The organism is Halomonas alkaliantarctica (assembly GCF_029854215.1).
Lineage (GTDB): Bacteria > Pseudomonadota > Gammaproteobacteria > Pseudomonadales > Halomonadaceae > Vreelandella > Vreelandella alkaliantarctica_A.
On sequence record NZ_CP122961.1, the window covers coordinates 141,053 to 164,970 of the forward strand.

Annotated in this window: 18 protein-coding genes and 4 tRNA genes; 16 read left to right on the top strand and 6 right to left on the bottom strand. The window is 55.6% G+C overall.

Going from position 1 to position 23,918, the window contains the following annotated elements; genetic code table 11:
* Positions 1 to 7: 7 nt before the first annotated feature.
* The 6 genes from QEN58_RS00650 to typA all read right to left on the bottom strand — a co-directional run bounded on the left by QEN58_RS00650 (position 8) and on the right by typA (position 7,519).
* Positions 8 to 1,333 (bottom strand): branched-chain amino acid ABC transporter permease, encoded by a 1,326-nt coding sequence (locus tag QEN58_RS00650; protein ID WP_280105333.1) that lies wholly within the window; start codon positions 1,331 to 1,333, stop codon positions 8 to 10.
* A complete protein-coding gene (locus tag QEN58_RS00655; RefSeq protein WP_280105334.1) occupies positions 1,333 to 2,337 on the bottom strand; it encodes a branched-chain amino acid ABC transporter permease in 1,005 nt (334 codons plus the stop codon). The genes QEN58_RS00650 and QEN58_RS00655 overlap by 1 nt, the downstream gene beginning before the upstream one ends.
* 16 nt (positions 2,338 to 2,353) lie before the next feature.
* Positions 2,354 to 3,058 carry an ABC transporter ATP-binding protein gene (locus QEN58_RS00660; protein WP_280105335.1) on the bottom strand — a complete coding sequence of 235 codons (705 nt, stop codon included), beginning with the start codon at positions 3,056 to 3,058 and terminating at the stop codon, positions 2,354 to 2,356.
* Between the two features lie 74 nt (positions 3,059 to 3,132).
* A complete protein-coding gene (locus QEN58_RS00665; RefSeq protein WP_280105336.1) occupies positions 3,133 to 3,903 on the bottom strand; it encodes an ABC transporter ATP-binding protein in 771 nt (256 codons plus the stop codon).
* A 49-nt stretch (positions 3,904 to 3,952) separates the two neighbouring features.
* On the bottom strand, positions 3,953 to 5,398 hold the full coding sequence (locus tag QEN58_RS00670; RefSeq protein ID WP_280105337.1) for a sodium-dependent transporter: 1,446 nt from the start codon (positions 5,396 to 5,398) through the stop codon (positions 3,953 to 3,955).
* Between the two features lie 270 nt (positions 5,399 to 5,668).
* Entirely contained in the window at positions 5,669 to 7,519 is a 1,851-nt protein-coding gene (gene typA / locus QEN58_RS00675; RefSeq protein ID WP_280105338.1) for a translational GTPase TypA, read from the bottom strand.
* A 230-nt stretch (positions 7,520 to 7,749) separates the two neighbouring features.
* Here typA and QEN58_RS00680 point away from each other — a divergent pair, with 230 nt between their 5' ends.
* From QEN58_RS00680 to rpsG, 16 genes are all read left to right on the top strand, one after another.
* Entirely contained in the window at positions 7,750 to 8,745 is a 996-nt protein-coding gene (locus tag QEN58_RS00680; RefSeq protein ID WP_280105339.1) for a biotin--[acetyl-CoA-carboxylase] ligase, read from the top strand.
* Positions 8,742 to 9,581, top strand: a complete 840-nt coding sequence (locus tag QEN58_RS00685) for a type III pantothenate kinase (RefSeq protein WP_280105340.1) — start codon at positions 8,742 to 8,744, stop codon at positions 9,579 to 9,581. Before QEN58_RS00680 ends, QEN58_RS00685 begins: the two co-directional genes overlap by 4 nt.
* 152 nt (positions 9,582 to 9,733) lie before the next feature.
* Positions 9,734 to 9,817: transfer RNA gene (locus tag QEN58_RS00690), tRNA-Tyr, on the top strand.
* 132 nt (positions 9,818 to 9,949) lie between these two features.
* Positions 9,950 to 10,023: transfer RNA gene (locus QEN58_RS00695), tRNA-Gly, on the top strand.
* Positions 10,024 to 10,036: 13 nt separating this feature from the next.
* Positions 10,037 to 10,111 (top strand) — tRNA-Thr (locus QEN58_RS00700).
* Positions 10,112 to 10,323: 212 nt separating this feature from the next.
* Positions 10,324 to 10,399 (top strand) — tRNA-Trp (locus QEN58_RS00705).
* Positions 10,400 to 10,472: 73 nt separating this feature from the next.
* On the top strand, positions 10,473 to 10,856 hold the full coding sequence (secE, locus tag QEN58_RS00710; RefSeq protein ID WP_035564017.1) for a preprotein translocase subunit SecE: 384 nt from the start codon (positions 10,473 to 10,475) through the stop codon (positions 10,854 to 10,856).
* An 8-nt stretch (positions 10,857 to 10,864) separates the two neighbouring features.
* Positions 10,865 to 11,398 carry a transcription termination/antitermination protein NusG gene (gene nusG / locus QEN58_RS00715; protein WP_008959178.1) on the top strand — a complete coding sequence of 178 codons (534 nt, stop codon included), beginning with the start codon at positions 10,865 to 10,867 and terminating at the stop codon, positions 11,396 to 11,398.
* A 108-nt stretch (positions 11,399 to 11,506) separates the two neighbouring features.
* On the top strand, positions 11,507 to 11,938 hold the full coding sequence (gene rplK, locus QEN58_RS00720; protein ID WP_007112017.1) for a 50S ribosomal protein L11: 432 nt from the start codon (positions 11,507 to 11,509) through the stop codon (positions 11,936 to 11,938).
* A gap of 2 nt (positions 11,939 to 11,940) precedes the next feature.
* Entirely contained in the window at positions 11,941 to 12,633 is a 693-nt protein-coding gene (gene rplA, locus QEN58_RS00725) for a 50S ribosomal protein L1 (protein WP_071694996.1), read from the top strand.
* 320 nt (positions 12,634 to 12,953) lie between these two features.
* Positions 12,954 to 13,460 (top strand): 50S ribosomal protein L10, encoded by a 507-nt coding sequence (gene rplJ / locus QEN58_RS00730; RefSeq protein ID WP_280105341.1) that lies wholly within the window; start codon positions 12,954 to 12,956, stop codon positions 13,458 to 13,460.
* A 112-nt stretch (positions 13,461 to 13,572) separates the two neighbouring features.
* Positions 13,573 to 13,941: a 50S ribosomal protein L7/L12 gene (gene rplL / locus QEN58_RS00735; protein ID WP_022520870.1), complete on the top strand. Its 369-nt coding sequence runs from the start codon at positions 13,573 to 13,575 to the stop codon at positions 13,939 to 13,941.
* 314 nt (positions 13,942 to 14,255) lie between these two features.
* Positions 14,256 to 18,332: a DNA-directed RNA polymerase subunit beta gene (gene rpoB / locus QEN58_RS00740; protein WP_280105342.1), complete on the top strand. Its 4,077-nt coding sequence runs from the start codon at positions 14,256 to 14,258 to the stop codon at positions 18,330 to 18,332.
* Between the two features lie 10 nt (positions 18,333 to 18,342).
* Positions 18,343 to 22,557 carry a DNA-directed RNA polymerase subunit beta' gene (rpoC, locus tag QEN58_RS00745; protein ID WP_280105343.1) on the top strand — a complete coding sequence of 1,405 codons (4,215 nt, stop codon included), beginning with the start codon at positions 18,343 to 18,345 and terminating at the stop codon, positions 22,555 to 22,557.
* A gap of 214 nt (positions 22,558 to 22,771) precedes the next feature.
* The gene (gene rpsL / locus QEN58_RS00750) at positions 22,772 to 23,146 is read left to right on the top strand and encodes a 30S ribosomal protein S12 (RefSeq protein WP_008959173.1); all 375 of its coding nucleotides are present in this window, start codon (positions 22,772 to 22,774) and stop codon (positions 23,144 to 23,146) included.
* Positions 23,147 to 23,349: 203 nt separating this feature from the next.
* Positions 23,350 to 23,820, top strand: coding sequence for a 30S ribosomal protein S7 (gene rpsG, locus QEN58_RS00755; protein ID WP_009288145.1), 471 nt, complete (start codon positions 23,350 to 23,352; stop codon positions 23,818 to 23,820).
* Positions 23,821 to 23,918: the final 98 nt, after the last annotated feature.

A 23,918-nucleotide genomic window follows, 5' to 3' on the forward strand; every position in this document is an offset into this window, starting at 1 on the left:
TGCCCCATCAACTGTGGCTTTTGATCTTCTCGGGTAGCAGGCCTTTAGGCGCAAAGCGCAGCACCATGGTGATCAACAGGCCAATCACCAGCACTCGTGCCTGCAGTGCGCGGCTATCCATATTGCCGGGGGCATCCCAGCCGAAAGCGCCTTCGCCAAAGGACACCGCTAGTTGCATTAAGAACAGCGCCAGGGGCTCCGACATAATCCAGATGATATACACCGCCACCGCGCCAAAAATGGTCCCCAGGTTATTGCCCGGCCCGCCAAGTATCACCATTACCAGGACCAGGAAGGTATGGTTGAGCGGCAGGTAGCCTTGTGGGTCGAAGAGGCTGTTGAAGGTGCCCAGTATGCCGCCGCCTAAGCCCATTAGAATGCAGCCCAGCACGAAGATTTCCAGGCGCCGTTTATTGATATCCTTGCCCATGGCGGCAGCGGAAACTTCGTTATCGCGAATCGCCCGGATCATACGTCCCCATGGGGCGTTGTAGGCGCGATTGAGTAGAAAAAAGATCACCGCAATGATCACCGCGGTAAACGACAGGTAGATGGCTCTTGAAAGCGTAAATCCCAGTTCGGCAGGGCCCGGTGTGGGCCAGGGTAGTGGGGAAACCGTGGCAGTACCGCGGGTAAGCCAGTCAGAGTTTTTCAAAAATGCTTTGATGATTTCGGCTATGCCCAGGGTGGCTATCGCCAGATAGTCGCTGCGTAAACCCAGACAGATATGGCCAATAAAATAGCCAACGCCACCCGCCAAGGCGCCACCGACAATCCAGCCGATCCAAGGCGGTAAGCCAAGCCCACCGACAAAGCCTGCTTGGTTTTCAATCGCATCAGTGACTTCACGTAGTTGGTTAATCACCACTAGGTAAAGCACGACAGCCAACATCACCGCGATAAACGTACGCAGGGGCTTGGGTACGCCCAATCGATCCAGCTTGCTGGCGCCAACGATCAGCAGGATGGCGGCAGCGCCATACAGCAATACGCGGCCAAATTCGCCGGGTAGCGCTGTGTCCCAGAAAGCATCGTTGACCGGTACGCTGAAGAACATTGCACAGAAACCGCCCAGGGCGACAAAGCCCATGACCCCGGCGTTGAATTGCCCCGCGTAACCCCATTGAATCGTTAACCCCAGCGCCAGAATGGCGTAGCAGGCGGCTTCGACCAGCATGCGCGTGCTGTAGGCGGCGCCCATGATGGCGTAAACCGCCAGAATAGCCACCAGCAGCACACCAAACAGAAGTAGCTCGCGCAGCGGAAAGCGACGACTAGGCGCGGCCTCTTGGGGCGTGTAGGCAGGGTTGCGCGTTTTTTCTGAGTTGCTCATTAGATCACCTTGCCCTTAAAGAGTCCGGTGGGACGCCACACCAGAATGGCTACCAGAATGAAAAAAGGCACCACAATTTTGTACTCGGTGCCCACGAAGGCCAGGTTCGATGGTAGCTCCAGCCAAGTGGGCAGGCTGTCGCGGAAGGGGCGCAGCAGCACGTTCCAGTTAAACACCGCCAGAGTTTCGGCAAAGCCGACCACAAAACCCCCAGCAATGGCGCCGTAAGGGTGGCCAACACCACCCACAATGGCGGCGGCGAAAATGGGAAGCAGCAGGAAGAAGCTTAAATCGGGTTTAAAGGTGACATCCAGTGAGAGCAGCGTTCCGGCAATAGCGGCCAGCGCCCCGGCGATCATCCAGGTCACCGCCACAATGGTATTGGTATTAATGCCCGATGCCTGGGCGAGTTCAGGGTTATCCGACATAGCGCGCATCGCCTTGCCTAACCGCGAGCGATTAAGGAAAAAGTGCAGTGCCACAACGGCGACGATGGTAATCACAAATAGATAAATTTGCGGCTCGGTCACCACAATCGGTGCCCGTGCCCCCTCGAAGGGCAGCGCAAGGCGGAAGATCTCCTTACGGTCATCGACATATAAACTCTGTCCGCCGGTGCCCGAAAAGAGGCGGATCAAGCCCTGCAGAATCAACGTTACCCCCAGCGAGCCAATCACCAACACAATCGGCTTTACCCCATGGGCACGCAGCGGTTTATAAAAGATTTTATCGATACCTACGGCCAAGGCGGCGGTGAGCAGCATCGCCAGCGGCAGCATTAGCACCGCGGTGGGTACGCCTAGGCTGGCGCCTGCCGCTGGGAACGCCGTGGTTAGCAGTAGCACCATGAAGGCGCCGAAGGTCATCATGTCGGCGTGGGCGAAGTGGGCAAAGCGCATAATGCTGAAAATCAGCGTTACCCCAATGGCCCCGATGGCATAAATGGAGCCGCTGACGCTGCCCGAAATCACCACATTATTGATGAAAAAAACCAGTTCGTTCACGTGTATCTCCCTGGGGCTAGCCGCCCAAAAAGCTTTTGGCGACATCGGGGTCGGCGAGCAGTGCTGCCCCAGTGTCAGTAAAGCGATTTTGGCCAGCGGCCAGCACAAAGCCTTTATCGGCAATCGCGAGTGCCTGTTTGGCGTTCTGTTCCACCATCAAAATGCCCACGCCAGCGGCGTTGATCTGTTTGACGCGATCAAAGATTTCATTCATATACAGCGGCGACAGCCCCGCGGTGGGTTCGTCCAGCAATAGCAGGCTCGGCTCGGCCATCAAAGCGCGCCCCATGGCGACCATTTGGCGCTGCCCACCGGAAAGCTCACCGGCTGGCTGGCGGCGCTTTTCGTACAGCGGTGGGAAAAACTCATAGATCTGAGCGAGCATGCGCTTGACGTTTTGCGGCTTTAAAAAGGCGCCCATCTCCAGGTTTTCCTGCACTGAAAGGCTGGGGAAAACGTTTTTCTCCTGGGGGACGAAGCCCATGCCGCGCTGCACCAGTTGGTTAGGCGGCAGGTTTTGGATTGGTTGGCCGTTAAGCAGTATCTCGCCCTGATTAACATGCAGCAGGCCAAAGACGGCTTTCAGCATGGTGGATTTGCCCGCCCCGTTAGGGCCGACGATAACCCCGACCTCATCGGCTTCCAGCGTCATGTTTACCCCGTTAAGGATATTCATGCCGCCATAGCCGCCGTGCACATCGCGTGCGTCGATTAATGGCATATGAAAGTATTCCAGCAAGGTCGCTTGGCAGCGACATCATTATATTAATTGGCTAATGGGAGAAAACGTCACGCTTAAGCGGCATCGGTACCGAAGTAGGCCTCGATGACCTCAGGATTATTCTGGATGTCGTTGATATGACCCTCCACCATCACACTGCCCTGAGCCAGCACGATAACCGGGTCGCAAAGGCGGGCAATCATCTCCATATCGTGCTCAATGACCAGGAAGGTGTAACCCATTTCTCGGTTGAGCCGCTCAATATTGCCGATTAAATCGCCCAGCAGGGTGCGGTTCACCCCGGCGGCGATCTCATCAAGGAGCACTACCTTGGCATTGGTCATCATGGTGCGGCCAAGCTCCAGCAGCTTCTTTTGCCCACCCGATAAATTACCCGCCAGCTCATTGCGCACATGGTGCAGGCCAACAAAATCGATGACTTCCAGGGCACGGCGGCGCACTTCCGCCTCTTCCCGCTGCACCTTGCCAGGCTTTAGCCAGGCACTGAAAAGGTTTTCGCCGGCTTGTTTGGGCGGCACCATCATCAGGTTTTCCAGCGCGCTCATATGGCTGAACTCGTGGGCAATTTGAAAGGTACGTAGTAATCCGCGATGAAAGCGCTGGTCGGCGCTAAGCGAGGTAATATCTTCACCATCAAGCAGGACGTGGCCACTGTCGGGGGTCAATGCACCGGCAATGAGGTTAAACAGGGTAGATTTACCCGCCCCGTTGGGGCCAATCATGCCGGTAATGGAGCCCTTCTCCACCTGAATGGAGCAGTCGTTAATTACCTGCAGGCCGCCGAACGCTTTGTTGGCTCGCTGTACATCGATAAGAGGGTTCATGGTGTCTCCACGCGATACAGGCGGCTAAAAAGCCGCCTGCGCACTGTTATCAGGTTGTTTGTCGTGGTTTGTTTAGCCAAAGCTGGCTTGCTGCAAAGGCTCCAATCATTAGCAGCGCACCGAGGGCGGGGATAAAATAGCCATCCACCTGAGGAATAGTTCGTAAAAAAACAAAGGCCACTGCAGCAGGGGCAACAAAGCGCACCAGAAAACGCCATAGTTTAAACCAAGTGACGCTGCTGCCCAGTTCTTTCATCACTTCACTCTGGGTTAGCGCCCAGCCGGCAAACAGGGCTATCAGCAGACCACCCACCGGCATAAAGATATTGGTGAGGAGCTCGATAAGCTCGAAAGCGCTGCGCCCAAACAAGGTGTGGAATAGTGTCCCCTCGGCCCAGATATTAAAGCTAACCACGGTCAGCAAACCCATTGCCCAGGCGGCGATGACCATGATCATGACCGCCTGTGGCCGCGTCATGTCAAAGCGCTCCACCAGGAAGGCGGCGACGGGCTCAATCAGCGAAATAGAGGAACTGATAGCCGCGCCGAGCACCAGGATAAAGAACACACCGCCGACCAAAGCACCAAACGGCATCTCGGCAAACGCTAGCGGTAGGGTGACAAACATTAGCCCAGGCCCTTGCCCGGTTTCTAACCCTGCGCCAAATACCAAAGCAAAAATGGCCAGGCCAGCGACCATCGCTACGGCGGTATCGACGATGGCGACGGCAAAGGCGGTGCGGGTTAGCGACACATTGCTGGGCATATAGGCGCCGTAAGCCATGATAGCCCCCATCCCCAGGCTAAGAGTGAAGAATGACTGCCCCATGGCCTGCAGCCAGCCCTCAAGGCTGAGGTCGGCGATATTAAACGTGAACAAGAAGCTGGCGGCGGCGCCTATATCGCCATTCACCACGCCGTAGGCCAGCACCACCAGCAGAATCACAAACAGCGCGGGCATCATAATGCGCAGGCCTGATTCGATGCCTTTATGAATGCCCATACCGACAATTAGCGCGGACGCGGCAATGAAAAGGGTGTGATAGAGCGTCATTAAGCCGGGGGCGGCCAGCAGAGCATCAAAGCCATCGCTAATGGTCTGCGCATCGGCCCCGACCAGTGAGCCTGTCAGCATCAGCCAAGTGTAGTGAATCGCCCAGCCGGCAATCACCGAATAGAAGCTTAAAATCAAAAACGCCGAGGCGGCGCCCAGCCAGCCGATGGTTTCCCAGGCCCGTGAGGTACCGTGGGTTTTGGTCAGGTGCCGCATGCCCATAATCGGGCTCTGGCGGCTGGTGCGACCCAGCATGATCTCGGCAATCAGAATCGGGATGCCGACGGCGAAGATCGTCAGCGCGTAGACCAATATAAAGGCACCGCCGCCATTTTCCCCGGTGAGGTAGGGGAAGCGCCACAGATTGCCTAGGCCGACGGCGGAGCCAACGGCGGCGAGAAGAAAGGTACCTTTATGCGTCCAGACGTTTTGACCGCTCATGGGTATAGAGTGCCCGTATTTGGGTGTCAGGATGGGGTGTTATCCAAACACCTGTATGAATGTGACGATGTTAGCGTCCCTTGGGCGCGCTGAATTTAGCGTTACTGTGCGATAGAACGCGCCGCCTTTCCAGCGCATTAGCGTTTAGGCTGCGTTTAGGGCGCTAGCTTGGCAAGGGGTTTACCCTGGGGGCTGATGTTAGCGCAAAAGAGAGAGGGCATAAAAAAACCCGCTTTCGCGGGTTTTTGGGTACTCACTGCTTGGAGCGGGTTACTTCTTGCTGTAACGCTTACGCTCGGTCTCTTTCAGCAGCTTTTTACGCAGACGGATATGCACCGGCGTGACTTCTACGAGCTCGTCGGAGTCGAGGAACTCGATGGCCTGCTCCAGAGAGAACTTAACCGGTGGGGTCAATACGATGTTCTCATCGTTACCGGTGGAGCGCATGTTGTCGAGCTTCTTGCCTTTGGTGGGGTTAACCACCATGTCGTTAGCGCGGTTGTTGATACCGATCAACATGCCTTCGTAAACTTCCGTGGCGTGATCGATAATCAGCTTGCCGCGCTCTTGCAGCGCATATAGCGCATAGGCAAGGGCTTTACCGTCGACCATTGAGACCAATACGCCATTACGACGCTCAATAGAGGCTTCAGGCTTCAGCGGGCCGTAGTGATCAAAGCGGCTGGTCAGGATGCCGGTGCCTGAAGTCAGGGTCAGAAACTGGCCACGGAAACCGATTAAGCCGCGGGCAGGAATGATGAAGTCCAGGCGAACCCGTCCTTTACCGTCCGGCAGCATGTTGGTCATCTCGCCTTTACGGTAGCCCAGCTCTTCCATGATCGAGCCTTGGTGCTGCTCTTCACAGTCGATGATGACCTCTTCGTAGGGCTCCTGCTTCTCACCGTCGATCTCTTTGATGATAACTTCAGGGCGGCCTACGGCCAGCTCAAAGCCTTCACGACGCATGGTTTCGATCAGCACCGAGAGGTGCAGTTCGCCACGCCCGGAAACCTTGAACTTCTCAGGGGTTTCGCCCTGCTCAACGCGCAGTGCCACGTTATGAATCAGCTCTTGATCAAGGCGATCCTTGATGTTGCGGCTGGTCACAAACTTGCCATCTTTGCCGGCGAACGGTGAATCGTTGACCTGGAAGGTCATTGAGACGGTCGGTTCGTCGACGGACAGCGGCGGCAGCGCTTCGACCTTGGCCGGATCGCATAATGTATCCGAAATGCATAGATCGTCGATGCCGGTCACACAGACGATGTCGCCCGCGGTGGCTTCGTTGGTCTGCACGCGCTCAAGGCCCATATGGGTCATTACCTGACCGATTTTGCCCTTACGCACATTGCCGTCAACGCCGATGATCGACACCTGCTGGTTCGGTTTCACCGCGCCACGCTTGATGCGACCCAGGCCGATAACGCCTACGTAGCTGTTGTAATCCAGTGCTGATATCTGCATCTGGAAAGGGCCGTCAAGTTCAACTTTCGGCGGCTCAACGATATCGACGATGGCCTGGAACATGGGGTCCATGTTGTCAGCCAGCTCTTCAGGATCCATACCGGCAATGCCGTTTAGGGCAGAGCAGTAGATGATCGGGAAATCGAGCTGTTCGTCAGACGCGCCAAGATTGTCGAACAGATCAAAAATCTGGTCGATAACCCAGTCAGGACGTGCGCCGGGACGGTCAATTTTGTTGACCACCACGATCGGCCGCAGGCCTTGGGCGAATGCTTTCTGAGTCACAAAGCGGGTTTGCGGCATCGGGCCATCAACGGCGTCTACTAGCAGTAGCACCGAATCGACCATTGACATGACGCGCTCAACTTCGCCACCGAAATCGGCGTGCCCAGGCGTATCCACGATGTTGATGTGGTAGCCGTTACCTTGGCTGTCTTGCCATTGAATGGCCGTGTTTTTGGCCAAAATGGTAATGCCACGCTCTTTTTCCTGATCGTTTGAGTCCATGATGCGCTCTTGACCTTCTGCTTTACGGTCAAGGGTGCCGGACTGGCTCAGGAGTTTGTCGACCAGTGTGGTTTTACCATGGTCAACGTGGGCTATGATCGCGACGTTGCGCAGGTTATTAACCGCGCTGGAGTTTTGCTGGTTTTGCATGCTGAGAGAGAACTCTTGTGAACACCCGTTCGTCCACGGGTCGGAAAATGCGGGTCGCAAGGGCTGGCAATTTGCCGACCATATTGGCTCTGGGCTTGCGTCCAATAGCCATTCTACCATGCCAAAGGCTTCGCTGATATTACTGCCTCTCATATCAACCTTGGTCTAGGAATGTTTTCGCCATGAACTTCCATCCGCTAGACTAGCGCTTTTCCCACTGGGGCAGGAGCATGACCATCGGCAACCTGATGCGTTTGTTAAGCGATGGCGAGGTTCACTCTGGCGAGCAGCTGGGTGAAGCGCTGGGTATTTCCCGTGCGGCGGTGTGGAAGCAGTTAAAAAAACTGGAAGCGCTTGGCGTGGAGGTGGTCGCGGTGAAAGGCCGTGGCTATCAACTGTCGCAGCGCCTGGAGCCTTTGGAAGGCGCCAAAATCGTTGAGCAGTTGCCCGCTCCGGCGCGCCACCATCTTGCGCGCCTATTTGTTGAGGATCAGTTACCCTCCAGCAACGAGTATCTGCGCCAACGCTTTGAGCAGGGTGCCGGGCATGGCGAAGTGTGTCTGGTTGAACTGCAGACGTCGGGGCGTGGACGTCGGGGGCGTGTCTGGTCGACTCCCTGGGGGCAGAGTTTAATGCTCTCGCTGGGCTGGCGCTTCGAGTCGGGCATCGCGGTGCTGGAGGGCTTGAGCTTGGCGGTAGGCGTCGTCGTTGCCCAGGTGCTCGAGCAACATGGCGTAACGCCAAAGCTTAAGTGGCCTAACGATATCCTGCTCTCCGAACAGGGTGATGGCCCAGGCGACGAGTTAGGCAAGCTGGCGGGTATTCTTATTGAAGTGACAGGGGATGCGGCAGGCCCCTGCGAAGTCGTCATTGGTATGGGCATGAATCTGTGGCTGCCCGCCGCCCAGCGGGCAGCAATCGACCAGCCCGTGGCGGCGCTTTTCGAGCGGCTGCCGAATATCTCGCGCAATCAACTGGCCTCCGAGGTGGTGGCAGGCCTGCTGGCTATGCTGGCTAACTTTGAGCAGGACGGGTTTGGCACTTGGCGGGATGCCTGGAATCAGCGCCACGCCTACGCAGGGTTGCCTATTCGGGTGATACAAGGGCAGCAGACCAGCGATGCCGTCGCGGGGGAAGTGGATGAGAGTGGTAACCTATGGGTTACCGAAAATGGTCACTCGCGACGCCTAGCCGGCGGTGAGATTAGCGTACGCAGGCGTTTATGATTCTGGATCTTGATATCGGCAACACGCTGTCTAAATGGCGTCTCAAGGATGCCGAGAGCAGCGAGATACGTTCCCGTGGAGCGGTTTGGACTCGGGAAGAGTGGCGCCCAGGGGCCGATATTCCCGATCTTGATGTGGTCGAGGCGGTGCGTATATCAAGCGTCGCCAGGGCAGCGGTGCTTGAGGAGACGGTCGCTTTGTTGCGTCGAAGAGTGCGGCATGTGCACGTAGCCCACTCTACCCAAGAGGCGTTAGGGGTGGTTAACGGCTACGAAGAGCCGGGACGTTTAGGCGTTGATCGTTGGATGGGGGCGCTGGCGGGTTATCATTTGGCGGGCGGTTGCTGTGCGGTGGATTGCGGCAGTGCGATCACTATCGATTTTGTGCTGCCAGGCGGCCAGCACCTTGGTGGCTTTATTATCCCCGGTCTTCGCCTGATGAAAGAGAGTCTGAAGCTTGGCACCCGCAATGTGGCCATCGACCCTGAAAGTGAGGCCGATGAGCTGTTAGAGCCTGGCCGGCGCACCGTTGATGCGGTCAATCACGGTATCTACATGGCGGCCGTTAGCGCTATTAACCGTATCTATAGCGAAGTATGTGATCAAGAGGGTGTGGCGCTGCCGATGCTATTGACTGGGGGGGATGCGCGGGTTGTCTCAAGAGGCGTGCAGGTGCCCCACGCGGTGTGGCCGGATATGGTCTACGGCGGTTTAGAGGCATGCTTTCCGATGACCCTCGCCGAGCGTGCTGGCAAAATGTCGGGCGCGCCGCGGGTGCCTGAGCCTGTGGCGCTAGAAAAGATTCGCGCGGGTCTTGCATTCTCCATGCTGCTTTGACAGAATACAGCGCGTTCCAAGGCAAGGCGCAGATGTCTTTTGATGCCGCAAGCTTTGATAATTAAAGCAATAGTCACTTAAAATTAGTTGCTTAAAAATAGTTATCGAGCTTGACACGTACTTGGAGGCTGGCATAATGTGCCGCCACAGTTGGAGAGGTTCCCGAGTGGCCAAAGGGAGCAGACTGTAAATCTGCCGCGAAAGCTTCGAAGGTTCGAATCCTTCCCTCTCCACCAAGATTAAGCGGCATCGATTTGATCGGTGCTGTTGAATGAAAAGCCGGTAGCGGGCAATGTCTACGATTTATAGCTTGTGTGAGCTAGGGCTATAAGGCGGCGCGTAGCGGATCGTCATTCCAGACAGGTTCAGCGGGCGTAGTTCAACGGTAGAACCTCAGCCTTCCAAGCTGATGGTGCGGGTTCGATTCCCGCCGCCCGCTCCAGTTGATGTGTTTAGCTCATGTAGCTCAGGGGTAGAGCACACCCTTGGTAAGGGTGAGGTCGACGGTTCAATTCCGTCCATGAGCTCCATATTTTGCAAGAAGAGAGTTGCAGATAAAGCGAGCGAAGCTCGCTTTTTTTGTCTCTGCGGTTAGGTGGGGTTGTAATATGCCTAAGCGTAAAGGAGGGGTTGTCAGGGGTGGTTTTCTCCGCTACCATGGCGCCCGCTGTTGTATAGGCGATTGAAAAGACGTTTATCGACAGATGTAAATAGTTGTTGTAAAAAATCAGTACGACGATACAGGCCAGTAGCTCAATTGGCAGAGCAGCGGTCTCCAAAACCGCAGGTTGGGGGTTCGATTCCCTCCTGGCCTGCCAGCCTTCCCCAGGTTGGTATGTCTTTTTCCAAAATTCTTTTATCGTTCGCCGCACCCTGAGGAGTCTCGTTTTTATGAAGCCTGGTTCTGTAAAACATGGCGCCGAGGTGCAACAGACGCGCCATGACGGGCTCAAGTGGGCGGCGGTCGTAGCGCTGCTTGTCATTGCTGTTGTTGGTAATACCTATTTCGCCGATATTGGCCTGCTCTACCGCGTGCTTGGCGTAGTGGTGTTGTGTGTGATTGCGGGTTTGATCGCGCTAACCACTACCAAGGGTCGTGATTTAGTAGAGCTTGCCAGAAGCGCCAAGAAAGAGATTCAGCGCGTTGTATGGCCGACCCGTGCCGAAACCATTCAGACCACGGCCATTGTGCTAGTGGCCGTTTTGGTGGTGGGGCTAATGCTGTGGTTGATCGACACTCTTCTTGGCTGGGCGATGTCCGGCGTCATTGGTTAGGAGCTTTCATGTCCAAACGTTGGTACGTCGTTCACGCTTATTCCGGCTTTGAAAAGCATGTCATGCGTTCACTGATTGAGCGTGTGAAAATGTATGGTATGGAAGATCGTTTTGGCGAGATTCTGGTGCCGACCGAAGAAGTCGTCGAAATGCGTGACGGTAAGCGGCGCAAGAGCGAACGCAAATTTTATCCCGGCTATGTATTGGTCGAGATGGAAATGGCCGATGAGACGTGGCACCTCGTCAACGAGACGCCGCGTGTCATGGGCTTTATCGGTGGCACAAAAGAGAAGCCGGCGCCAATCACTTCACGCGAAGCGGATGCAATTTTGCTGCGCGTTAAAGATGGTACTGACAAGCCGCGGCCCAAAACGATGTTTGAGCCGGGGCAGTCAGTGCGTGTTGTTGATGGGCCGTTTGCCGATTTCAACGGTGTTGTCGAAGAAGTTAATTATGAAAAGAGTCGCCTGCATGTCAGCGTGCTGATCTTCGGGCGCTCTACACCTGTTGAGTTAGAGTTCTCTCAGGTTGAGAAAGAGTAAGTCTCAGGTTGAGAAAGCGTAAGTTTTGATTCGCGTGAGGCGACTCTATAGTCGTCTTACTGGTACCGGGGAGCCTTAGGGCGCTATTACCCAATTGGAGCATAAACGATGGCCAAGAAAGTACAGGCTTATATCAAACTGCAGGTTGCTGCAGGTAAAGCCAATCCAAGTCCGCCGGTAGGCCCAGCGCTGGGTCAGCACGGCGTGAACATCATGGAATTCTGTAAGGCGTTCAACGCCGCGACTCAAGAAATTGAGCCGGGCCTGCCGACGCCAGTCGTGATCACTGTCTACTCTGACCGTAGCTTCACGTTCGTCACCAAGACGCCGCCTGCTGCCGTGCTGCTGAAAAAAGCGGCTGGCATCAAGTCCGGTTCTGGTGAGCCGAACAAGAAGAAGGTCGGCACCGTGACGCGTGAACAGCTTGAAGAGATCGCCAAAACCAAAGAGCCTGACTTGACGGCTGCGAATCTCGATGCCGCTGTACGCACCATTGCTGGCAGCGCTCGCAGCATGGGCCTAAACGTGGAGGGTCTTTGATCATGGCTAAACTGTCTAAGCGTGCGAAAATCATTCGCGAAAAAGTAGACACCACCAAAGCCTACTCTATTGAAGAAGCGGTAGCGCTGCTCTCTGAGCTGTCTACGGTTAAATTCAAAGAGTCGGTTGATGTCGCCATCAACCTTGGCGTCGACCCGCGTAAATCCGATCAGGTTGTGCGTGGCGCTACCGTTATGCCTAACGGTACCGGTAAAGACGTACGTGTTGCGGTCTTCACCCAGGGTGCCAATGCCGATGCCGCTAAAGAAGCTGGCGCCGACATCGTAGGTATGGACGACTTGGCTGAGCAAGTGAAAAAAGGCGTGATGGATTTTGACGTCGTTATCGCTTCGCCAGACGCCATGCGCGTGGTAGGTCAGCTGGGTCAGATTCTAGGTCCGCGTGGCCTGATGCCTAACCCGAAAGTTGGCACCGTAACGCCTGATGTGGCGACAGCGGTCAAAAATGCTAAAGCCGGTCAGGTGCGTTTCCGTACCGACAAAAACGGCATCATCCACACTACCCTGGGTAAAGTGGATTTTGACGTGGCAGCGATTAACGGCAACCTGGAAGCCCTGGTTGCAGACCTTAAGCGCCTCAAGCCGAGCGCGTCGAAAGGTATTTACTTCAAAAAAATGACTCTGTCCACTACCATGGGCCCGGGTTTGACAATCGATCACTCTGCTTTCGCGTAAGCAGGTAATCGTTGGTTTTTTTGTAGGAACCGAGCAAGAACTTTGCGGTCCCCCGTTTGGTTATTAACACTGGCCGGGGCATCGTCAAAGACCGCAGGTGCCGCGCTTAGTGAGTACGCTTTATGTGCTTGCGAGGGCGGCTTAATTGCCCCATAAGCGCCTGCGCAGATGGTGTGGCCGCCAGTTGGTTAAGCTTAAGACGGCTTTCTGGTGAGCACCATCCCCAAGGCTTCCTGCTTTGCAGCTTTTTTTAGGGCGAAGCGGGAAGAGATGGTAACCACCGGAACCTTCCTGGGTTCCGGCACGAAGGAGTGATCACTGTGCCACTAGCACTTGAAGGCAAGAAAGCGATTGTTGCCGAGGTCAGTGAAGCGGCCAAGGGCGCACTCTCCGTCGTAGTTGCTGATTCTCGCGGCGTTACGGTTGGTAAAATGACCGATCTGCGCAAGCAGGCGCGTGAGAATGGTGTAGAGCTACGTGTTGTTCGTAACACGCTGGCTCGCCGCGCTCTCGAGGGCACTCAGTGGGAGTGCTTGAACGATAGCTTTGTTGGTCCTACGTTATTGGCTTTCTCTACTGATCATCCGGGCGCTGCCGCTCGTTTGTTCAAAGAGTTTTCCAAAACGAACAAGGACTTCGAAGTAAAAGCGTTGGCCTACGAAGGTGAGCTGATTCCGGCTGCTGACATCGACCGTCTGGCAACCCTGCCGACACACGACGAAGCAATTGCCAAGTTGATGTCGGTAATGAAAGAAGCCTCCGCTGGCAAGCTGGTTCGTACTCTGGCCGCTCTGCGCGACCAGAAGCAAGAAGCTGAAGCTGCTTAAGCAGCGTTTCTTGCAGGCGGCGTGAACGATCTCATCGATACGCTGCCTGAACCGAGCAATGAATCCTGAGTCCTCGGCTGACCGAGGCTCCCGCAAAGTTAGGAATGAAACAATGGCACTGTCTAAAGACGATATCATCAATGCTGTAGCCGACATGACCGTAATGGAAGTTGTCGAGCTGATCGAAGCAATGGAAGAGAAGTTCGGCGTTTCTGCAGCGGCTGCCGTAATGGCTGGCCCGGCTGCTGGCGGCGAAGTGGCTGAAGAACAGACTGAATTTGACGTCGTTCTGACCGCTGCTGGCGACAAGAAAGTTAACGTGATCAAAGCGGTTCGTGAGATCACTGGCCTTGGCTTGAAAGAAGCTAAAGGTGCTGTTGACGGCGCTCCGGCGACCATCAAAGAAGGTCTGTCTAAAGACGACGCTGAAGCAGCTAAAGCTAAGCTGGAAGAAGCGGGCGCAACCGTCGAGCTCAAGTAATTCTTGTGCGGACGGCTTTACGCGCTGCGTAAGCTTCCACGGCTGGCGGCGGGATATCCCGCTGCCGGCCTTTTTCTGTTGTAACTGATGTTTGCAAACAGTCATGCTGCTGGCAGATGACAGAAGCGACAGAAAAGCAAAAGCGTTATTGAATATAGCGTTATTGAAATAGTGTTATCGACTACAGTGTTATCGAACTAGATTTTCGACGGCGAGCTACCGATTTAGGAGCTTGCTGTCTGCGTCTGACGAAGCCCGCCGGGCAGCGATGACCACGCATCGGTCACCCATGGTGAACAAGCTGGGGAATACAGATGGCTTACTCATATACTGAGAAAAAACGCATCCGCAAGGATTTCGGCAAACTGCCCCAAGTGATGGATGTGCCTTACTTGCTGGCGATCCAGCTTGATTCCTATTACGACTTCCTCCAGCAAGATCGTTCGCCCGACGAGCGTCACGAGGTCGGTCTGCACGCGGCATTCAAGTCCGTGTTTCCGATTGAGAGCTTCTCCGGCAATGCAGCGCTTGAGTATGTCAGCTACCGCTTCGGTACGCCGGCGTTCGATGTTAAGGAGTGCCAGCTGCGCGGCGTGACTTACTCCGCCCCGCTGCGCGTCAAGGTTCGCTTGATCATCTATGATCGCGACTCCTCGAACAAAGCAATTAAAGATATCAAAGAGCAAGAAGTCTACATGGGGGAAATCCCCCTGATGACTGAGAACGGTACCTTTGTGATTAACGGTACTGAGCGGGTTATCGTTTCCCAGCTCCACCGCTCGCCCGGTGTGTTCTTCGATCACGACAAAGGCAAGAGTCACTCTTCCGGCAAGCTGCTCTACTCAGCCCGTGTGATTCCTTATCGTGGTTCCTGGTTGGACTTCGAGTTTGACCCCAAAGACAACGTCTTTGTACGTATTGACCGTCGCCGTAAACTGCCGGCCTCGGTACTGATGCGTGCGCTGGGCATGAACACCGAAGAGATCCTGGCCGAGTTCTTTGAAACCAGCGTCTTCCACATTGAGAAATCCGGTTTCTCTGTGGAGCTGGTGCCGTCGCGCCTGCGCGGAGAAACGGCTACTTTCGACATCAAGGATGGCGAAGGTAATGTGATCGTTGAAGAGGGTCGTCGGATTACCCAGAAGCACATTCGCCAGCTTGAAAAAGCCGGCCTTGAGCGTCTGGACGTGCCGATGGAGTACCTGTTCGGCAAAACCCTGGCCAAAGACCAGATCGACTCCAAGACTGGCGAGCTGATCTGCCCGTGTAATACCGAGATCACGCCGGAAGTGCTCGAGCGTATGGCTCAGGGTGGCATTGCGCTGATCGAAACCCTGTACACCAACGATCTGGATTGCGGTTCTTTCATCTCCGACACGCTGAAGCTGGATGCCACCAATTCAGCTCTGGAAGCGTTGGTCGAAATTTACCGCATGATGCGCCCAGGCGAGCCGCCGACCAAAGAGTCTGCAGAGACGCTGTTCAACAATTTGTTCTTCTCTGAGGACCGCTACGACCTGTCGGGCGTTGGCCGCATGAAGTTCAACCGTCGTCTGCGCCGTGATACCGATACCGGCTCTGGCGTGCTGGATCGTAAAGACATCCTTGATGTGCTGCGCGAGCTGATCAGTATTCGTAACGGCTTCGGTGACGTCGATGATATCGATCACCTGGGTAACCGCCGTATTCGCTGCGTCGGTGAAATGGCCGAGAACCAGTTCCGCGTTGGCTTGGTGCGTGTAGAGCGTGCCGTCAAAGAACGTCTTTCCATGGCGGAAAGCGAAGGCCTGATGCCGCAAGACTTGATCAACGCCAAGCCCGTTGCGGCGGCGGTGAAAGAGTTCTTCGGTTCCAGCCAGCTCTCGCAGTTTATGGATCAAAACAACCCGCTCTCAGAGGTTACCCACAAGCGTCGTGTGTCTGCACTCGGCCCCGGTGGTTTGACCCGTGAGCGTGCTGGCTTCGAAGTACGTGACGTCCACGCCACGCACTACGGGCGTCTATGCCCGATCGAAACGCCGGAAGGCCCGAACATCGGTCTGATTAACTCGCTGGCCACTTATAGCCACACTAACAGCTACGGTTTCCTTGAAACGCCGTACCGTAAAGTGGTTGATCGTCAGTTGACCGACGACATCGTCCATCTCTCGGCGATCGAAGAGGGCGACTTTGTTATCGCCCAGGCGTCAGCAGCGGTAGATGAGTCCAACAAGCTAAGTGATGACCTGGTTCAGGTTCGTCACCGCGGTGAAACGACCTTTATGCGTCCTGAGCAAGTGACGCTAATGGACGTATCGCCACGTCAGGTCGTATCCGTCGCAGCGGCATTGATTCCGTTCCTGGAGCACGATGACGCCAACCGCGCCTTGATGGGTTCTAACATGCAGCGTCAGGCGGTACCGACCCTGCGTGCCGATAAGCCGTTGGTAGGTACCGGCATGGAGCGCTTTGTTGCTCGTGACTCCGGCGTCTGTGCGGTGGCCAATCGTGGCGGCGTTATTGATTCCGTTGATGCGCGTCGTGTCGTGGTACGGGTTAATGAAGATGAAATTATCGGCGGTGAAGCCGGTGTTGATATCTACAACCTGACCAAGTACACCCGCTCGAACCAGAACACCTGTATGAACCAGCGCCCCATCGTGCGGCCTGGCGACAACGTGGCGCGTGGCGATATTCTCGCTGATGGCCCGTCGGTGGATATGGGTGATCTTGCGCTTGGTCAGAACATGCGCATCGCGTTTATGCCCTGGAACGGTTACAACTTCGAGGACTCGATTCTGCTTTCCGAGCGGGTCGTTCAAGAAGACCGTTTCACCACTATTCACATTCAGGAACTGACCTGTGTGTCTCGCGACACCAAGTTGGGCTCGGAAGAGATTACCTCCGATATCCCTAATGTGGGCGAGTCTGCTCTCTCCAAGCTGGATGAGGCGGGCGTGGTCTACATCGGTGCCGAAGTCGGCCCGGGCGATATTTTGGTCGGTAAGGTGACGCCGAAGGGTGAAACCCAGCTGACGCCTGAAGAGAAGCTGCTACGTGCCATCTTCGGCGAGAAAGCGTCAGACGTTAAAGATACCTCGCTGCGTGCCCCCACCGGCATGATTGGTACGGTCATCGACGTTCAGGTGTTTACTCGCGACGGCGTTGAGAAAGACTCCCGCGCCCTGTCTATCGAGCGCACTCAGCTTGACGAAGTTCGTAAGGATCTCCAAGAGACTTACCGTATCGCCGAAGACGCTACCTTTGAGCGTCTACAGCGTACGCTTGACGGCCAAGCCGTTAACGGTGGCCCGAACCTCAAGAAAGGCGATGTTCTCGACGAAGCGTACCTGGAAGAATTGCCGCGTCAGCAGTGGTTCAAACTGCGTATGCAGGATGAGTCCTACAACGAACTGCTGGCCCAGGCCGACGAACAGCTGGAAACCCGTCGTAAAGAGATGGACGAACGCTTTGAAGATAAGAAGCGCAAGCTGACCCAGGGCGATGATCTCGCACCGGGCGTGCTGAAAATCGTCAAGGTCTACATGGCCGTTAAGCGTCGCATCCAGCCGGGTGACAAGATGGCCGGTCGTCACGGTAACAAAGGTGTTATCTCGGCGATTATGCCCATTGAAGATATGCCGTTTGACGAGAAGGGCGAGCCAGTTGACGTAGTGCTTAACCCGCTGGGTGTGCCGTCGCGTATGAACGTCGGTCAGATTTTGGAAACCCACCTGGGTATGGCGGCACGTGGCTTGGGCGTCAAGATCGAAGCCATGCTGCGCGATGCACGTGGGCAGCAAGTGGCCGAGATTCGTGACTTCCTGGGGCAGATCTACAATACGCAAGGTACGCGAGTCGAAGATCTCGACTCCCTGACCGACGATGAGATCATCGCTCTGGCGAAGAATCTCAAAGGTGGTGTGCCGATGGCCACGCCGGTGTTTGACGGTGCCAAAGAGCACGAAATCAAGCACCTGCTGAAGCTGGCGGACATTCCCGAGTCGGGCCAGATGGCCCTATTCGATGGCCGTACCGGTGACGCCTTTGATCGTCCGGTTACCGTCGGCTACATGTACATGTTGAAGCTTAACCACTTGGTAGACGACAAGATGCACGCGCGTTCTACCGGTTCTTACTCGCTGGTTACCCAGCAGCCCTTGGGTGGTAAGGCACAATTCGGTGGTCAGCGCTTCGGTGAGATGGAAGTGTGGGCGTTGGAAGCTTACGGCGCCGCTTATACGCTTCAAGAGATGCTCACCGTCAAGTCGGACGACGTCGAAGGCCGCACCAAGATGTATAAAAACATCGTGGATGGCGACCACACCATGCAGGCAGGCATGCCGGAATCCTTCAACGTACTCGTGAAGGAAATCCGCTCGCTGGGCATCGATATCGAGTTAGAGAGCTAGGAGCCGTCACATGAAAGATTTGGTGAAAGTACTCAAATCGCAGTCTCAGTCCGAAGAGTTTGACGCGATCAAGATTACCCTGGCGTCGCCGGACATGATTCGCTCCTGGTCGTTTGGCGAGGTGAAGAAGCCTGAGACCATCAACTACCGTACCTTTAAACCGGAGCGGGACGGTCTGTTCTGCGCCAAGATTTTTGGCCCGGTAAAGGACTACGAGTGCCTGTGCGGCAAGTATAAGCGCATGAAGCACCGCGGTATTATCTGCGAAAAGTGTGGCGTAGAAGTGACCAAAGCCGCCGTGCGCCGTGAGCGCATGGGGCACATCGAACTCGCCTCGCCGGTAGCCCACATTTGGTTTTTGAAGTCACTGCCATCGCGGATCGGCATGTTCCTCGATATGACCCTGCGTGATATCGAGCGCGTGCTGTACTTCGAAAGCTTTGTCGTTATCGATCCAGGTATGACCACGCTGGAGCGTGGTCAGCTGATGAACGACGAGCAGTACTTTGAAGCGCTGGAAGAGTTCGGTGATGACTTCGATGCCCGCATGGGTGCCGAAGCCGTTCAGGAGCTGCTCAAAGACATCGATCTGGAAGAAGAGATTAACCACCTGCGTGAAGAAATTCCGCAGACTAACTCTGAAACCAAGATCAAGAAGCTCTCCAAGCGCCTCAAGCTGCTTGAAGCCTTCTACCACTCCGGCAATGCGCCGGCGTGGATGGTCATGGAAGTGTTGCCCGTGCTGCCGCCGGACCTGCGTCCGCTGGTACCGCTCGACGGTGGCCGTTTCGCGACCTCAGATCTCAACGACCTTTACCGTCGTGTGATCAACCGTAACAACCGCCTGAAACGTCTGCTTGACCTCAATGCGCCGGATATTATTGTGCGTAACGAGAAGCGTATGCTTCAGGAAGCGGTCGATGCACTGCTGGATAACGGTCGTCGTGGCCGTGCGATCACGGGCTCTAACAAGCGTCCGCTGAAATCGCTCGCCGACATGATCAAAGGTAAGCAGGGTCGTTTCCGTCAGAACCTGCTGGGTAAGCGCGTCGACTACTCGGGCCGTTCGGTTATTACCGTAGGTCCGACCCTGCGCCTGCACCAGTGTGGTCTGCCCAAGAAAATGGCGCTTGAGCTGTTCAAGCCGTTTATCTACTCCAAGCTGCAGTCGCTGGGCTACGCCTCAACGATCAAAGCCGCCAAGAAGATGGTCGAGCGCGAGCTGCCGGAAGTGTGGGACATCCTCGCCGATGTTATCCGCGAGCACCCGGTACTGCTTAACCGTGCGCCTACGCTTCACCGTCTGGGTATCCAGGCGTTTGAGCCGCTGTTGATCGAAGGTAAAGCGATCCAGCTGCACCCGCTGGTGTGTGCCGCCTACAACGCCGACTTTGACGGTGACCAGATGGCGGTACACGTACCGCTGACGCTGGAAGCCCAGCTTGAAGCCCGTGCGCTGATGATGGCGACCAATAACGTGCTGTCGCCTGCCAACGGCGAGCCGATCATCGTACCGTCGCAAGACGTTGTTCTGGGTCTCTATTACATGACCCGCGAAAAGATCAACGCCAAAGGCGAAGGCATGGTGTTCTCTGACCTTAATGAAGTTGAGCGCGCGTTTGGTACTCAGTCAGTATCGCTGCACGCACGGGTCAAAGTGCGTCTGGACGAAATCGATATCGAAGAAGAGAGCGGCGAGCGTAGCTTCCACCGCCGTATTTACGATACGACGGTAGGTCGTGCACTGCTGTTCCGTATTCTGCCCGAAGGCGTGCCCTTCGCGCTGATCGATCAGCCGATGAAGAAGAAGGCGATCTCCAGCCTGATCAACGAAGTCTATCGTCGTGCCGGCCTTAAGCCGACCGTCATCTTTGCTGACCAGCTGATGTATACCGGCTTCCGTCTGGCGACCTGGTCGGGTGCATCTATCGGTGTTAACGACTTCGTTATCCCTGAAGCGAAAACCGAAATCGTTGACGCGGCGGAAGCCGAAGTTAAAGAGATCGAAGACCAGTTCTCTTCTGGCCTGGTAACAGCGGGCGAGAAGTACAACAAGGTTATCGATATCTGGTCCAAGGCCAACGATAAAGTCGCCAAGGCGATGATGGTGGGTATCTCTAAAGAGACCGTCATCGATCGTGATGGCAACGAGGTTGAGCAGGATTCGTTCAACAGCGTCTTCATCATGGCCGACTCCGGTGCGCGTGGTTCTGCTGCCCAGATTCGTCAGCTTGCCGGTATGCGTGGCCTGATGGCCAAGCCGGATGGCTCGATCATCGAAACGCCGATCGTCGCTAACTTCCGTGAAGGTCTGAACGTACTTCAGTACTTCATCTCGACCCACGGTGCACGTAAAGGTCTTGCGGATACGGCCCTGAAAACCGCCAACTCCGGTTACCTGACGCGTCGCTTGGTAGACGTGGCGCAAGACTTGGTCATCACTGAAGTTGACTGTGGTACTGAAAATGGCCTGACGCTACACCCAATCATCGAAGGCGGTGACATCATTGTACCGCTTTCCCAGCGCGTACTAGGCCGCGTGGTGGCTCAGGATGTCATTCATCCGGGCAGCGGTGAAGTGCAGCTCGCTAAAGGCACCCTGCTCGACGAGAAGTGGTGTGCCGAGCTCGACACCATGGGTGTCGACGAGATCATCGTGCGCTCTACGATTACCTGTGAGACCGCGCACGGTGTGTGTGCCTCCTGTTACGGTCGTGACTTGGCGCGTGGCCATCAGGTCAACATCGGTGAAGCCGTCGGCGTTATCGCTGCACAGTCCATCGGTGAGCCGGGTACCCAGCTGACCATGCGTACCTTCCACATCGGTGGTGCGGCATCGCGTTCGTCTGCTGTCGACAGCGTACAGGTTAAGCACGGCGGTAAGGTTCGTCTGCACAACATCAAGCACGTTGAGCGTGCTGACGGAAAGCTGGTCGTGGTGTCGCGTTCTAGCGCCCTGGCCGTTGCTGACGACCATGGCCGTGAGCGTGAGTACTATAAGCTCCCTTACGGTGCTGAGCTTTCCGTACGTGACGGCGACGTGGTCGATGCCGGTGCAACGGTCGCCAAATGGGACCCGCACACTCACCCGATCGTTGCCGAAGTAGAAGGTAAGGCGCAGTTCATCGATCTCGACGAGGGTGTCACCATGCACCGTAGCGTCGATGAGATGACCGGCCTCTCCTCTATTGAGGTGATCGAGTCCGCAGCACGTCCCATGGCCGGTCGCGATAAGCGCCCGATGGTTATGCTGCAAGACAACGCGGGCGAGTACGTCTCTGTATCCGGCTCTAATACTCCGGTGCAGTACTTGCTGCCAGGCAACTCGATTATTTCGGTCGACGATGGCGTGACGATCGGGGTGGGTGAAGTGGTTGCCCGTATCCCGGTAGAAGCCTCGGCGAACAAAGACATCACCGGTGGTCTGCCACGGGTTGCTGACTTGTTCGAAGCACGTAAGCCGAAAGAGTCCTCTATCCTGGCCGAGATCAGCGGTGTGATCAGCTTCGGCAAAGAGACCAAAGGTAAACGTCGTCTGACGATTACCCCGGAATCTGGCGATCCGTTTGAGGCGCTGATTCCGAAATGGCGTCAAATCGCCGTCTTCGAAGGCGAAACTGTCGAGAAGGGCGAGGTGATTTCCGACGGCCCGAGCAACCCTCACGATATCCTGCGCTTGCTAGGTGTTGAGGAACTCGCCAAGTACATCACTGCCGAAGTACAGGACGTTTATCGTCTGCAGGGCGTAGGCATTAACGACAAGCACATCGAAGTGATCGTGCGTCAGATGCTGCGCAAGGTAGAGATTACTGATTCGGGCGACTCTGACTTCATCACCGGCGACCAGGCAGAGCTGGTTCGCGTGCTGGAACAGAACGAACGCCTTGAAAAAGAGAAGAAATTCCCGGCCAAGTATTCGCGTATGCTGCTGGGTATCACCAAGGCCAGCTTGGCCACCGAGTCGTTCATTTCCGCGGCCTCCTTCCAGGAGACAACCCGCGTACTGACCGAAGCAGCGGTGACTGGCAAGCGCGATTACCTGCGCGGCCTGAAAGAAAACGTGGTGGTTGGTCGCCTGATACCAGCAGGTACGGGCTTGACTCACCACGCAGAGCGTCGTCGCAAGCGCGAAGACGTCGAGCAACTGTTCAATCCTTCGGCTACCGAAGTCGAACAGGAGCTGGGTGCTCAGTTGACCGCTCTCGATTCTGATGACGAGTTGTAGGTCGGGTGCCAAAAGCAGTAGGTAACATGAGTAAGTAAAACGAGTGGCTGACCTGAAAAAGCGTCACCTTGCCGGTAAAACCGCCGGCAAGGCTTGACGCGACCTAGGGTCAGCCTTTAGAATGCGCAGCCTTTAACAGTGGGGTGGGTGCGCCCGCATCCGCCGCCCGTATTTGTTAAAAGGCCAAGGCAACCATTGGAGTCAGCTAAACACCATGGCAACGATTAATCAGCTAGTGCGCAAGCCGCGCAAGCGCCCCGTCACCAAAAGTGACGTGCCAGCGCTGCAGGCCTGCCCGCAAAAACGCGGCGTTTGCACGCGCGTTTATACCACTACCCCGAAGAAGCCTAACTCGGCTCTGCGTAAGGTTTGCCGTGTGCGCCTTACCAACGGCTTTGAAGTGTCTTCTTACATTGGTGGTGAAGGTCACAACCTTCAAGAACACTCTGTCGTTTTGATTCGCGGCGGTCGTGTAAAGGATTTGCCAGGTGTGCGTTATCACACCGTTCGTGGCGCCCTTGACACCTCTGGCGTTCAAAATCGTCGTCAGGGTCGTTCTAAATACGGTACTAAGCGTCCGAAGTCCTAATAAACAAATCCTAAGGGATAGGTTGTTGGGAATCGGTAAGCTATACGGCATTTCCCTGTCAACAGGGTATGCCGAGTAACGATTATCACGAATTTGACGGTCTGATAAGAGTAAGGTCGGGCGGCGCTTGTCGTATTTGAAGTTCGTACACAGGCTGCACAAGTTCCGGGTTTACCTGAAAGATCCTTAATTGAGGGCTTATCATGCCTAGAAGAAGAGTAGTAGCTAAACGCGAAATCCTGCCGGATCCTAAGTTCGGAAGTGAGCGTCTGGCGAAGTTCATGAACCACCTGATGGTCAGCGGCAAGAAGTCCATAGCTGAGCGTATCGTCTACGGTGCGTTGGACAAGGTTGCCGAGCGTAGTAAAGAAGATCCGCTGGAGATCTTCGACAAGGCGCTGGAAGCCATCCAGCCTATGGTCGAAGTGAAGTCGCGCCGCGTTGGTGGTGCGACCTATCAGGTGCCGGTAGAAGTACGTCCGTCTCGCCGTCAAGCGCTGGCAATGCGCTGGCTGGTAGACGCGGCGCGTCGTCGCGGTGAGAAAACCATGGTGCAGCGTCTGGCAGGTGAAATGCTGGATGCAGCTGAAGGCAAGGGTTCTGCCGTTAAGAAGCGCGAAGACGTGCATCGTATGGCAGAAGCCAACAAGGCCTTCTCGCACTACCGTTTCTAAAATCGGCGTTTCTAGAATCTGCGTTTCTAAGCACGGCGTTTTTAAGTACGGCTTTATGGTTTTTATATGCACGTTGTTCAGCATGGCGAAGTGTTTGC